We start from the raw sequence: 13,320 nt of genomic DNA on the forward strand, positions 1-13,320 counted from the left end.
GGTTACTTTCTTTGGTCTATATATTGCATCCAGTATGCCCTATTTTATTCGACAGTTCTGAGCATTTAGTGCCTATTTCGAAGCAAATTTCACTCAATAATAAAATGCCAGCGGCATAGCAGCTGGCATTAATCGATTATAAATAGAATCTCAAAAACTGGGCTGACGCTGCTGAAATATGTCAACCAGAAAGGCTCTAATGCCCTTTACGCTCATGGTAATTGTCGTTATTGTGATTCTCTACGTCATCACCACAAGGACTGTCTGAGAGTTATGAACAGCACGATTGAAACTATTCTGGGGCACCGCTCCATTCGTCAATATACAAATCAACCGATTGAAAAAGCACAACTTGATGTGATTATTCAGGCTGGTCTCGCGGCTTCGTCATCGAGCTTACTGCAGGCTGTTTCTATCGTGAGAGTGATAGACAAAGAGAAGCGTAAACTGCTAGCCGAATATGCAGGCAATCAAGCTTACGTGGAGAACGCGGCTGAATTTTTGGTGTTCTGTATCGACTATCAACGCCACGCTCAAATCAACCCTGAAGTGAAAACCGACTTTACTGAACTGACCCTGATTGGCGCTGTCGATTCTGGCATCATGGCGCAAAACTGCATGTTGGCTGCTGAGTCTCTAGGTTTAGGTGGCGTATACATTGGCGGGTTACGTAACAGCGCACAACAAGTGGATGAACTGCTAGAACTGCCACAACACACCGCCGTGTTGTTCGGAATGTGCTTAGGTCACCCGGCACAACAACCAGAGGTTAAGCCTCGCCTCCCTGCTCATGTGGTGATGCACGAAAACCAATACCAACCGCTGAGCCTAGATGAAATTGCCAGCTACGATGATTCAATGCAAAGCTACTACGCAAGCCGTTCAAGCAATCAAAAGCAGAGCAGTTGGTCACAGCAGATCACTCAAAAGCTGTCTGGCGAATCTCGCCCGCATATCCTGCCTTACTTGAACAGCAAGCAGCTGACCAAGCGTTAAGCCGTTAAGCCGTTAAGCCGTTAAAAAATAGCAGCAAACCACAGCAAACAGCAGTACAAACAAAAATGTCAGCGTATTATGCGCTGACATTTTTCATTATTCTGAGGTCGACTCTTTTAGAGGTATTTCTCTATCGGGAGAAGCTGTAGGAAGCCTGATTGCATGCGTTCCCACTTGCCAGTTTCTGGTTCACTGTCCCAACGTTGATCGCCTGAATACCAATACACATCACCGTCTTCCAGTTCCAAACGCCAGCTATTGTCGTCACTCATTGCTTGCTCAATAGTTTTTGCTAACGTTTCAGCAATCTCTTGATTCTCGATGATCAAAACCGATTCAGTATTGAGGTAGGTAGAACGCAAGTTGAAGTTAAATGAACCGATGCTCGCGATGCTGCGGTCGAATACGACTGATTTTGCGTGCAAGCCATAGGCCGTCTCAGGCGCACATTTAGACGCGTCTTGCGTCGATGCTTCACACAGCTTAGATTCTGGTTTTAGCTCAAACAGACCGATACCATGCTCCAACATGTCGTAACGTCTGCCTGCATAAGCGGAGTGATTAGTCACCAGATCATTAGAGGCCATAGAGTTAGTTAGCGCTTTTATCTCAACGCCCTTGTTGTTCAATACCTGCCACTCTTCAAGCTGACCATCATCGAATACAAGGTAAGCGGATTCCAATAAGATCTCTTGTTTCGATTCGCTCGCTAATTTCCCTAGAAGAATCGCGGTCGCTTTCGGTTCATCAGTATTATCGGAGTCATCAGGAACGGGTTGATCGTAAACAAAGCGCGCATTCACCCATGTCATCTCACCAATCACCTCTTTCAGTAAGCTATCCGCAGCCTTACGATCTAATGGTAACTCAGGGTAATTTTGATAATGCGGAACGACAATATTATCTATCTTTGAGAGATCAGGTTGTTCGTCATCACCCAGCATATCGACAGGGTAAGACCAACGGCTATTCCAGTACTCGACAAAGCTGGTTTGGATAGTGGTAACGACTGAGCCCATCACCAATACATCGCGATCTCGGAAATTGATTTCATCAGAAAGGTCGAAGTATTCATCACCAATATTACGGCCGCCAACCACAGACAAAGTGCCATCGACGGTAAACGACTTATTGTGCATGCGACGATTTAAGCGAGAAAAGTCACCGACAAAGCTCAGCCATTTGCTGAAGCCACGGCGTGTTGGTGTTGGATTGAAGATACGAATCTCGACGTTCGGGTGCGCATCCAGTGCCGATAATAAACCTTCACGTTCGTTGAGGTTGATATCATCCAGCATTACGCGCACCTTCACACCGCGCTCGGCCGCTGCTAATAAACGGCTGGCTAAGTAACTGCCCGATTCGTCAGAGTTCCAGATGTAGTATTGAATGTCGATGGTGTGCTCGGCACTTTCGACCAACGCTAATCGCTGTGCCAAGGCATCCCAACCCGACTCTTGCAGACGAACCGCAGTGGTGCCTTGCTCTAAAGCTTCAGGCTGAAATTCATTGGTTAGAACTGATAAAGCGCTAGGTGCAGGAGAGGTTGGCGGTTCTGTTGGATGATCGATGCCTTCAGGAAGTGAAGAACACCCACCTAAAACGGCGATTAAGATTAACGTTAAACTGATGCGTTGGAGCACAGGCATGTATCTGACTTCCTTTTCACGATGCGTCTTTAGAAACTTTCCGTACAGCTTTTCAATGAACAAGCTATTCCGATCTATTCATTGATTATTACTGCTAAAGTCTGAAATTTATAGGTAATTATCCAGTATAAATTTAAAGGTCAGTAAATTGCCTAAAGATCACTTAAGTTGAGTGAGCGCCAAACAGTATAAACTCAGCGGCTTTTCGACCATTTCAATAGTGAGTTCAGTTCGGTCTGGGTTGCAGTTCAACGCCAAAGCGTAGCCGTGTAAATAATCCACCAGCAAGTCCAACGCATTTTTGGTTTGCTCTTCGGTTAACGCTAACGGGTTCAACACCGCTTCAAAACGTTCACTAAACACTTCCATCGGCCCGAGGGATTTCATGGTCAATAAGGTCTCTAACAAGCCTCTATATTCGTTGAGCATCGACAAGTAACTCACACTGAGCCGATATAGGTTATCTTGCCAGTCTTGATTCAGCTCTGGCTGTGCCACTTCTTCAATCAAAGAAACTGTGATTGCCTCAAGCAGATCGTTTTTGTTTTTGAAGTAATGGTATATGGCCATCGCATCGACCCCGAGTTCTGTCGCCAACCCTCGAATACTTGGCACTTTGCCACTCTCTCGCATCATGCTTTTGGCAATAGTGAGAATTCTCTCTGCGCTGAGTTGGCTTGATCCACTCTTTGGTCGACCTCGCTTCTGATCCTTGACAGTCATACCGTCACCTTTTAAACTTTATTTCTACACTGTAGAATATTTTAATTTATTACCGTGTAGATGCCAAGTTTCTCATCGATATCGGAGTTAAAAATGTCAAATATTGTATTCATCGCAACCAGTCTTGACGGTTACATTGCAGACAAACAAGGCGGCTTAGATTGGCTGCAAGCGATTCCAAATCCAGACGGTGAAGACATGGGCTACAACGCCCACACCGATCGTATCGATGCACTGGTCATGGGACGAAATACAATGGACATGGTGTTGAGCTTTGGTATCGATTGGCCTTACAGCAAGCCAGTCTATGTACTGAGCAACACTTTGAATGAAGTACCTCAAGAACTTGAAGGTAAAGTATTTTTGATGAAGGGCGAGCTTAAACAGATTGTCGCGAATTTGAATAACAAAGGCCTAAAGAACTTGTACATTGATGGCGGCATCACCATTCAAAACTTCATCAAAGAAGACCTGATTGATGAGCTGATCATCTCGACCATTCCTGTCGTGCTTGGTGGTGGGTCCCCGTTATTTGGTGACTTAGTATCTCCGGTCGATTTTACATTGAAAGGCGTCACGACATACCTTGATGAGATAGTGCAAACGCATTACTTGCGTAAGCGCTAAAGCTGTTGTTGATCTAAGGGCATGAAAGGATCAACAACGAAAACATTGTTCACGCTACGTAACCTTTATCGTCTCTACACAAGCCTTCCTTATAGTAGTACTCTTTATCGTATTTCATTCTTAATGGTATTTATGTCTTATGAAGCTTTTAGTCGATCGCACTGGTGAACAGTTTTTAGAAATTCTGCAAGAATCGGGAGACACGCTGACGGTTCAATTCATTACCAATGAAGGCAATCGAAAGGGTAAGCCGTTCCAAGATAACTTGAGTGGATTGTTCCTCACAGGGTGGAAGCCGCGCACTACTTCAACCGCCATCGGATTAGAACGCTTTAAGCAAGGCAAACTTGAAGATCCCAAAGTGAGTTTCGCATTGCACCAACTCTATCCACTCGGTCGAGACGTAAAATTACCTTCTGGTGATATCGCCACAATCGCGAGTTACGCCAATACCCATGCCGATGGCTACTATATGTTTGTGCGCCTCAACGATGAGTTAACCCGACTCAAGATTACGCCTGATTGGGAACTTCAACCTTCCGATCAAAGATTGGCTCTGCCTTATTACCCAACCCCAAGAACTAAAGAAGAGCTCGACAACATTGACAATTTTGATGCGTGGGCGGACGGTTTCTAAACACTCTTACCTACGCCGATTAGCACACAATCCCCAGGTTATTATCAATTAATTTTTGACAATAATTCAAATGTAGCACTGTTTATCGCTTCAAATATTCCTACTATTATTTATCCATCGACACAGACTGCAGCTCAATGAACAAAGAGTGGCGCTGTAAAAACAGACAAATCACCATTTCGGTGAAAAATAATATAGGTACGAACATGACTCAACTAACTATCGTCGCAAACATCGTCGCTAACGAAGACAAAATTGAATTGGTTAAAGCAGAGCTGCTAAAGCTGATTGATATTACTCGCGCTGAAGAAGGCTGCATCAACTACGACCTTCACCAAGACAATGAAAACCCAGCACATTTCACTTTCTACGAAAACTGGACGTCGCGTGAACTTTGGCAAACACACATGGGTAATACCCACCTTGCTGAATACATGGCAGCAACCGAAGGTAGTGTGGCGTCATTTACTCTCAATGAGATGACTAAGATCGCTTAAGTGTGAATGAAAGCTAGCTACGAGCCTCCAAATATCCAGCCCTACAGTCTTTACTGTGGGGCTTTTTAGTTACTTTTGTTTTACCGTTTTTCTTATACAATGGTCTCTTATCCCCTCTGAAAATAGGCTCCGAGCTAATCACTTTATGCTGATCACTGAAGATGATATTTACTATACATCACATATCCTCGACTTCTTATCTGAAAACGGAGAAGCCTTGTCCTTTCGTAAGCATACAATTAAGAAAGGCGATCCTATATTTCAACAGGGGCAAGAGATCAACGACATCATCTTCATTACTGGGGGAGCTATTTCGTTGTCTCGCAGTTCACGTTACGGTCGTCGATATCAGGTAGGAACATTCAACCACAATGGTTTTCTTGGGCTTATGGAGTTGTTTTCAGGGAAACCCTGCTTCTACTCAGTGAAAGCAGAATCTGATTGTGAAGGATTCATTATGAATGGGGCGATGTTTGCCGAGCTCATCTGTAAAACCCCTATCTTGGCAGCACATACTTTTAAACACCTCACCTCCAAATGGTATTTATCGGTCGAGAGAATGTCGCGTAATATTCTCCATTCAATCACCTATTGTGTAATTGATGATTTGTTGCAGTTTCACAGCCTGAATCCAGATAAAGATTACATCGTAAACAAAAGCTTAGAGTGTGAACGACTAGGCACAAGCCTGCGCGTTTACAATCGAATTTTAAAGCAATTGAATGACAGCGGCGCGATTTCCGTTACAAGAAAAAGTATTCGAATCATCAATCTAGACAAACTCGAAGCGACTCGTTTGAAAGAGTCCGAAAAGCAATAACTTCATTCTAATACTTAGTAATTTATTCACTTATTCCAACGCTCCCACAAACGTAAAACGGTGACCCATAGGCCACCGTTTATTTTGATTATCGACAATCATTAAGACTAAGCTTGAAGAAACTATGAGTTAGTTCCACAGCTCATGTTCAATGATTTTCTCAGTAGTGAAATTGGGGTAAGCCATCTTCCACATGTTCAAACCTGAGTATTCATCACTGGAGTACTGAGCAAAAAATTCATCCAACGCTTTTATCATAGTATCTTGAACCGCTTGACGTGGTGGCTCTGCGATATACGCCTCACCCATTGGGTTACTCAAATCATACCAATGGTCGATCGGCTCATTGTTCTTATTATAGTAACGCACCAACTTCCAATGCCCGTTAGTGATCATTCGTGCATTACCACGCTCTGAGAATTGGTACTGACGCCAATCACGAACGCGCTCACCCTTCATCATAGGTAACAAAGACTTGCCTGGGCCATAGCTCGTATCATAACCTTTACCATTGCTGGCGAGCTCCATGATGGTGGTATGCAGATCTAAGATATCAACAAACTCACCACGCACTTGTTTCTGACGCACCATGCCTTCAGGACCTTTGATGATGAAAGGCACGCGAATCGTCTCTTCATAGAAATTGTATGGGAAGCTGGCGTTGATCTTACCGTATAAGCCATATTGCCCCATCAACAAGCCATGATCAGAAACAAAAGCGATCACGGTATTATCCATCAAACCACGTCCCTCTAAACCATCGATCAACTGGCCGACTTGCTCATCCAATAGAGTCACCGCCGCCAAATATTGCGCGAGTTTCTCTTCATGATCAGATGGCACTAAAGTATAAGCACTCATGTGTTCGAGTACTGAGTTACCACCATAAGAGACCACTTTATGTGCGATATCGCGATATTTCTCTACTAATCGCTCAGGTAAACCTTCAAATGGGAAATGCGGCTCAACATAGTTAAGGCTAACAAAGAAAGGCTTATCACTTGGCTCATCAATGAACTTGATCGTCTCTTTAGTTAAGAACTGAGCTTGAATACCTGTGTGCTCTTCGTTTTCGCCATCACGAGAAAACAACACAGTTCCAGAATGGAGGTATTGGTTTTTCCAACCCGCTTCTAACGCGTCGTAACTTAACCAACGATCAAAGCCACGAATTGGCTCTTTGCTGTCCGTCGTGGCGTGCCATTTACCAATTAATGCAGTGCGATACCCTTCCTCTTGCAAGCGCTCAGACAACAGTTTTTCGCCATCCAACCAATCAGCATCGTACTTAGGATCTTCCGCTAAGAAATCATACACACCATGCTGAGAGGGCATTTTACCAGTATGGAATGAAGCTCGGGCAGCAGAGCTAACAGGTGCTGGCGTCATACCATTCTCGAAACGAACACCGGTTTCTGAAAGGTATTCTAGATTGGGTGTTTCAACGTATTTGTTATGGTGGCTTGTCGCCCAATCACCAAGATCATCGGCCATGATGACCACAATATTAGGTTGTTGGGGTTGTTTGACTTCTTCAGCGATAACACTGCCTGAGCAGGTCATTGCCGCAAGCGCGAACGCTTTTGAAACCGCACTAAGCGGAAATTTTTTCATGTTCGACTCCATGAATATTCAGGGGATGAGTTATTGGGATTCTTTGTTTTTGATGATTTGCATGATGGCAGCAGGAGGATGCCCGGCTTGATAGAGCTTCTTCATAAGATCAATGTAAGGCGCTGAATACGAGAAAAACGTTTTATAGCCATGACAAAGGTAGTTTTGATCAGGCTTACCCGAAGAGGAGAAAGAAAAACGATGTTTAGGGCAGCCGCCATTGCACACCGCACGATATTCACAACGCAAACAATCTTGAGAAAGCGAATGCTTTTTATCTTGACCAAATTCTTGGTTCGCGCGGCTTTCGTTTATCTCTTTAATAGTCGTGGTATGGATATTCCCAAGCTTAAATTCTGGAAAGACATAATGGTCACAGGCGTAAATATCGCCATTGTTTTCCATCGCAAAGGCACTGCCACACGTTTCGGAAAACACACATAATTGTGCTGGCTGGCCACATGTCATTGCAAAGGTATTCTCAAATAGCTGTACCCACACCTTTCCGACATCTTGCCGTACCCACTCTCTAAAAATTGCAGCCATAAACAAGCCGTAATGTTCTGAACCCACACTCCAATCACAAAGAGCTACCGCTTCCGACCGCCCAGGATGTAACAGTGTTAAGCCATCTTCCGTTTGCTGCTGCGCTTCACGTTCCACCAACGGAATGAACTGCATGTGCGCACTTCCGATCCCCTTAAGGTAGTGATACACCTCTAACGGAGATTTGGCATTCACATCGCTGATAACGGTTAGTGTATTAAACTCAACACCAAAGGATTTAAGCAGATTAATCGCCGCTTCAACTTTGTGGTGGGTAGCTTTCCCTGAGCGTGTTTTACGATAGGCATCATGCAGATGTTGAGGACCATCAATCGAGATGCCAATTAAGAATTGGTGAGATTTGAAGAACTGACACCACGACTCATCAAGCAATAAGCCGTTGGTTTGCAGGGTATTGATGATGGTTTTACCCAAACCGTATTTGTTTTGCAAAGCGACGGCTTTTTCAAAAAAGGCCAAGCCAAGCAACGTAGGTTCACCGCCTTGCCAAGCAAAGGTCACTTCATTTGAGGATTGCGCTTCGATATGTTGAATAACATAACGCTCCAACGTCGCATCATCCATCTTCCAAGAGGTCGGTGAACTGGCAGATTCAGGATAGAGTTTTTCTTTTTCAAGATAGAAACAATAGCTGCAATCAATGTTGCATTTAGAACCCGAAGGCTTTGCCATAACATGACAGCCTTGAGGTGAAAAAGTATCTATACCCATCTTCGATTACCTACTCAATTTCGATATGGGCATGCTAAAAATTGATAAGCTTCGTCAATAGGACAAATGTCCGAAAAGCGGTGGTTTTAATCAGTGAAAGTCAGTAAACGCTATTGAGATCACATCCACCTATCGAATCTCAAGACAACAATATGTGCTCTCTAAACATTGATACGAATACCCGTTCTCAAACGATTCAAATGACGGTTTGACTGTGTGCTGCTAAAGAGTGTTTCATTCTTCCCTACAAGCTCAAACGGGGCTGTATAAAATCAATAAACGCCGAGATACGTTTAGAGACAGAGGACGACTTGTAATAAACCGCATTCACTCGCTCTCGGTCTGTGTTGGCAAGTTTGCCTTGTTCCAGAATAGGGATTAAACGCCCTGCTGCCATATCTTCCTGCACCATAAACCCCGATAAACAAGCAATCCCATTTCCAGCTAAGACTAGTTGACGCACGGTTTCACCATTACTGGCTGTCACAGTAGGCGCGACATCACTTTGGTTTGGTAAAGGCCAATGGTTAAGCACTTTGTTACCCGCAAATCCCACAATTTGATGCGAACTCAAATCTTCAGGTTTGGTGGGCAACCCACGCTTAGCGAGATAACCAGGTGACGCCACAATATGGAGTAAGCTTTTACCTAACGGTCGAGCGTGCAGTGTTGAATCGGACAGCTTACCGATTCGAATCGCAACATCAGTTCTCTTTTCGAGAAGATCAACGAAGCCTTCGTTGGAAGTGAGTTCCAACTCAATGTCTGGGTAAGCCTCTTTGAATGACTGCACCAACGGCACTAGCTGATGGAATACGAATGGACTGGCGGCATCGACTCTTAAACGACCTTTTGGCAACTCTCCGCGCGACACGATTTCTTCTTCCGCGCTCTGAATCATCTGTAACCCCACCCTGACTGAATCGACAAACTGCCGTCCTTCCTCCGTCAATTCCACGCGTCTCGTTGTTCGGTTGAATATTGAGACGCCGAGTTGCGACTCAACCTTACTCACCGAGCGAGACACCTTGGCGACCTGCACATCCAGCGCCTCTGCCGCCGCAGAAAAACCACCAGCATCGACAACGGTGAGTACCATTTCTAAATCATCTGAACGGGTTAACATAAGGATCCTTCGCTATCTTCATTTTGTTTAATGCCATCTCGCTTGTGCTCATCACAGCTCAAATCATCTATGTCTTTTCGATCTCATCAGCTTAATCCAATGAGCGGCTAACTCTTTAATTATTGCAAATTTCACAAAGGTTATTTGTTAATGATGGCATTTTTCACAAATATATTTTGCTAGATAATCCTCGCCATCAAACGAAGCGCTCCTATTGCAGTCACAAGCTGCCCCATTTTATCGCGCTCGGTATTTAACAAAGAACAGTAAGAGAGATGATTATGCCACTAGCATTACTAGCATTGACGCTCAGCGCCTTTGCCATCGGAACCACAGAATTTGTCATCGTAGGCTTGATTCCTACCATGGCGAGCGACTTGAATGTATCTCTGCCATCAGCAGGTTTATTAGTCAGTTTATACGCGCTTGGCGTTGCTATTGGCGCACCAGTATTAACGGCATTAACCGGCAAATGGAATCGTAAATCGGTGTTGCTGACCGTGATGGCATTGTTTGTCATTGGTAACTTATTGGCGTGGCAAGCTCCAGGCTATAACACGCTGATCGCCGCACGAATTTTGACTGGCCTTGCCCATGGTGTGTTCTTCTCGATTGGGTCGACCATCGCGACAGGTTTGGTTTCAAAAGATAAAGCAGCCAGTGCCATTGCGATCATGTTTACGGGCTTAACGGTTGCATTGGTGACAGGCGTACCACTGGGCACTTATATCGGCCAAACCTTTGGCTGGCAAGCGACCTTCTTGATCGTTGCTCTGCTTGGTCTTATTGCTCTTATCGGTAGCGCTATCTTGGTTCCAAGCAACCTTAAGCAACCACCAGCGGCGAAGATTTCGGCACAGCTAAAGGTTCTAACTCAACCACGCTTACTGTTGGTTTACGCTATCACAGCACTAGGTTATGGCGGCACATTCACAGCGTTTACGTTCCTTGCTCCAATACTGGAAAACGTATCAGGGTTTGATTCGAGCTCAATCAGCTTAATCATGTTGGTCTACGGTGTGTCAGTAGCGGTCGGTAACATCTGGGGCGGTAAAATGGCCGACAAGATGGGCCCAATTAAAGCACTGACCGTTATCTTCTCTGGTTTAGCCGCAGTACTGGTGGTATTCAACTTTACCGCAGTAAACCCTTATGCAGCTGTTGCCACCATTTTGGTTTGGGGTGCATTCGCATTCGGTAACGTTCCAGGACTACAAGTATATGTTGTGAAACTTGCGGAGAAATACACACCAGACGCAGTCGATGTCGCTTCTGGGTTGAACATTGCAGCCTTCAACGTCGGTATTGCATTGGGATCATGGGGCGGTGGTTTGATTGTCGCAAAATCTGGATTAATGAACACCCCTTGGGTAGGTGCTGTGATTGTTCTGATCGCTCTTGTTCTGACTCGATTCAGTGGTGCGTTAGATAAGAAGCAAGCACAACAAGCTGTTCCATCTAGCATCTAGCATCTAGCATCTAGCATCTAGCATCTAGCATCTAACAAGGATAGAAAAAACAAAGCCCGAACCTAGGTTCGGGCTTCGTCATTTAAATCTGATTATTGTCCGTTATCGATCGATTTCAGCACTTTACATGGGTTACCGACTGCAACCACATTGGCTGGGATGTCTTTAGTTACCACACTGCCTGCGCCAATCACGCTGTTTTCGCCAATAGTGACACCGGGGCAGATGATTACACCACCGCCAAGCCAAACATTGTCGCCGACGTTAATCGGTGTGCCAAACTCAACACCCTCTTCAACTCGGCCTTTCACATCGAGTGGATGACCTGCGGTCAGGATTTGAACGTTCGGACCAAGCAGCACATTGTCGCCAATGGTCACTTCAGCCACATCCAAAATCACGCAGTTAAAGTTAGCGTAGAAGTTCTTGCCCAGCTTGATGTTCGAGCCGTAGTCACAACGAAATGGAGGTTCTAGATGCGCGTTTTCACAGCCAGGAATAAGCTCTTGCGTTGCTGCTTCCCATTCAGGTGTGTCAGGAATACTGTTATTGAGTTTTTGAAGCACCTTACGACATTCGATACGAGCGGTATAAAGCTCTTTATCCCAAGCCTGATAAGGTTCGCCTGCTAGCATTTTTTGTTTTTCTGTTTTCACGTTACTTACCTGTTCTCACATCACTTAGCTATTTTCATATTACTTAGCTAGTTTCACATTACTTAACTGTTTTCACATTAACTAACTAATGCTGGTCAATTCATCGACCAAAAAACGCAATATCGCACATCTAAATAACAGTGAATAAGGAGTGTTTAAGCTTGGTTTAAGAGATGCGCAGCTCGTCACTTTTTGTAGGTGAAATATGAAATTCGAACAGTGCTAATTTAGCTTCGCTATCGAATCACGTAACACCAAACTACCAGTGGTATTGATAGTGGTCGCTTGCTCTGTTTCACCGACAATTTGCAGGATCGCCTTTTGCGTCATTTGCTCTAATGGCACACTCACAGACGTTAAGCTTGGCGTTAAAAACGCCCCCACTTTGCTGTTATCAAAACCGACGATAGAAACATCTTGAGGCAATGCATATTCCAGCTCCGTTAACGCCTTAATCGCACCAATCGCCATGTCATCGTTTTCCGACAAGATAGCAGTGAATGTTGTTTTGCTTTTTGCCAGAGCCTGAGCCGCGTGATAACCGCTCTCCATCGTCCAATCACCTTGAACAACTTTGGCCTCTTCCAATGCAATACCCTGTTTAGTTAACACATCTTGATAGGCTTGGTAACGCAGCTCATCGGTCGAAGAACCGGTTTTTCCTCGAATCACTGCAATGTCTGTATGGCCTTGCTCGATGATGTGTTCAACCATCAAACAAGCGCTCTGATAGTGGTCGGTGGTGATAGCATGATTGGGCTTCGACGGCATTTCTCGGTTGAGTACCAGAATCGGTGTGTCAGTGCTTTCGATGATCTTTGCAATCTCGCTTTCGGTTAAGCACTGTGGATAGATGATGATGCCCGCGCACTTCATATCCAGCAGGAAGTTGATCGCCTTTCTTTCGTCTTCAGCGCTGTGTTTGCCATCGGTGATCACCAATTGGTGATTCGACTTTTCGCTATAAGAAGCCGCGTGATACATCAAGGAAGAAAAGTAAGGGCCATTGAACAACTCATTGGTGATTACAAAGCCGATGAAATTGATCTTCTTGGTCGCCAATTGCTGAGCCAACAAGTTCGGTCGATAACCTGTTTCTTGAATCGCATCAAATACCTTTTTCACCACATCCGGGCGCACGATGTTCTTGCCATTTAAGACACGAGAAACGGTCGATTTAGATACGCCTGCGCGGTTCGCGACATCAAGCATGGTTACCATTCGCTTC

13 protein-coding genes are annotated in these 13,320 nt (G+C 44.8%); 6 read left to right on the plus strand and 7 right to left on the minus strand.

All coding sequences use genetic code 11. The features are described from left to right. Positions 1 to 273: 273 nt before the first annotated feature. Entirely contained in the window at positions 274 to 996 is a 723-nt protein-coding gene (gene nfsA / locus MSG36_RS01320) for an oxygen-insensitive NADPH nitroreductase (protein ID WP_248365865.1), read from the plus strand. Positions 997 to 1,112: 116 nt separating this feature from the next. Here the strand turns inward: nfsA and MSG36_RS01325 are convergent, their stop codons facing one another. Further along, on the minus strand, positions 1,113 to 2,645 hold the full coding sequence (locus MSG36_RS01325) for a phospholipase D family protein (protein WP_108223655.1): 1,533 nt from the start codon (positions 2,643 to 2,645) through the stop codon (positions 1,113 to 1,115). Between the two features lie 159 nt (positions 2,646 to 2,804). Beyond that, positions 2,805 to 3,368 (minus strand): TetR/AcrR family transcriptional regulator, encoded by a 564-nt coding sequence (locus tag MSG36_RS01330; protein WP_012600113.1) that lies wholly within the window; start codon positions 3,366 to 3,368, stop codon positions 2,805 to 2,807. Positions 3,369 to 3,428: 60 nt separating this feature from the next. Between MSG36_RS01330 and MSG36_RS01335 the strand changes: the two genes are divergently transcribed. The 4 genes from MSG36_RS01335 (at position 3,429) to MSG36_RS01350 (ending at position 5,949) form a co-directional block, all read left to right on the plus strand. Further along, positions 3,429 to 3,995, plus strand: a complete 567-nt coding sequence (locus tag MSG36_RS01335; RefSeq protein WP_248365866.1) for a dihydrofolate reductase family protein — start codon at positions 3,429 to 3,431, stop codon at positions 3,993 to 3,995. Between the two features lie 139 nt (positions 3,996 to 4,134). Continuing rightward, the gene (locus tag MSG36_RS01340) at positions 4,135 to 4,632 is read left to right on the plus strand and encodes a hypothetical protein (RefSeq protein ID WP_017087633.1); all 498 of its coding nucleotides are present in this window, start codon (positions 4,135 to 4,137) and stop codon (positions 4,630 to 4,632) included. Between the two features lie 206 nt (positions 4,633 to 4,838). Further along, positions 4,839 to 5,129: a putative quinol monooxygenase gene (locus MSG36_RS01345; protein WP_029405115.1), complete on the plus strand. Its 291-nt coding sequence runs from the start codon at positions 4,839 to 4,841 to the stop codon at positions 5,127 to 5,129. A 145-nt stretch (positions 5,130 to 5,274) separates the two neighbouring features. Next, positions 5,275 to 5,949 (plus strand): Crp/Fnr family transcriptional regulator, encoded by a 675-nt coding sequence (locus MSG36_RS01350; protein ID WP_048609911.1) that lies wholly within the window; start codon positions 5,275 to 5,277, stop codon positions 5,947 to 5,949. Between the two features lie 129 nt (positions 5,950 to 6,078). Here the strand turns inward: MSG36_RS01350 and MSG36_RS01355 are convergent, their stop codons facing one another. From MSG36_RS01355 to MSG36_RS01365, 3 genes are all read right to left on the minus strand, one after another. Continuing rightward, the gene (locus MSG36_RS01355) at positions 6,079 to 7,563 is read right to left on the minus strand and encodes a sulfatase-like hydrolase/transferase (protein WP_108223652.1); all 1,485 of its coding nucleotides are present in this window, start codon (positions 7,561 to 7,563) and stop codon (positions 6,079 to 6,081) included. 30 nt (positions 7,564 to 7,593) lie between these two features. Continuing rightward, positions 7,594 to 8,802: an anaerobic sulfatase maturase gene (locus MSG36_RS01360; RefSeq protein ID WP_241910290.1), complete on the minus strand. Its 1,209-nt coding sequence runs from the start codon at positions 8,800 to 8,802 to the stop codon at positions 7,594 to 7,596. A 283-nt stretch (positions 8,803 to 9,085) separates the two neighbouring features. Beyond that, positions 9,086 to 9,967 (minus strand): LysR family transcriptional regulator, encoded by an 882-nt coding sequence (locus MSG36_RS01365; RefSeq protein WP_121602210.1) that lies wholly within the window; start codon positions 9,965 to 9,967, stop codon positions 9,086 to 9,088. Positions 9,968 to 10,248: 281 nt separating this feature from the next. On the opposite strand from MSG36_RS01365, the gene MSG36_RS01370 reads away from it, so the two are divergent. Beyond that, positions 10,249 to 11,436: an MFS transporter gene (locus MSG36_RS01370; protein ID WP_029222798.1), complete on the plus strand. Its 1,188-nt coding sequence runs from the start codon at positions 10,249 to 10,251 to the stop codon at positions 11,434 to 11,436. Between the two features lie 92 nt (positions 11,437 to 11,528). On the opposite strand, the gene MSG36_RS01375 is transcribed toward MSG36_RS01370, so the two are convergent. After that, positions 11,529 to 12,092, minus strand: coding sequence for a sugar O-acetyltransferase (locus MSG36_RS01375; RefSeq protein WP_102561725.1), 564 nt, complete (start codon positions 12,090 to 12,092; stop codon positions 11,529 to 11,531). Between the two features lie 222 nt (positions 12,093 to 12,314). Next, positions 12,315 to 13,313, minus strand: coding sequence for a LacI family DNA-binding transcriptional regulator (locus tag MSG36_RS01380; RefSeq protein ID WP_248365867.1), 999 nt, complete (start codon positions 13,311 to 13,313; stop codon positions 12,315 to 12,317). Positions 13,314 to 13,320: the final 7 nt, after the last annotated feature.

The sequence above is a fragment of the Vibrio sp. 1CM8B genome (assembly GCF_023161685.1).
Classification (GTDB): domain Bacteria; phylum Pseudomonadota; class Gammaproteobacteria; order Enterobacterales; family Vibrionaceae; genus Vibrio; species Vibrio coralliirubri.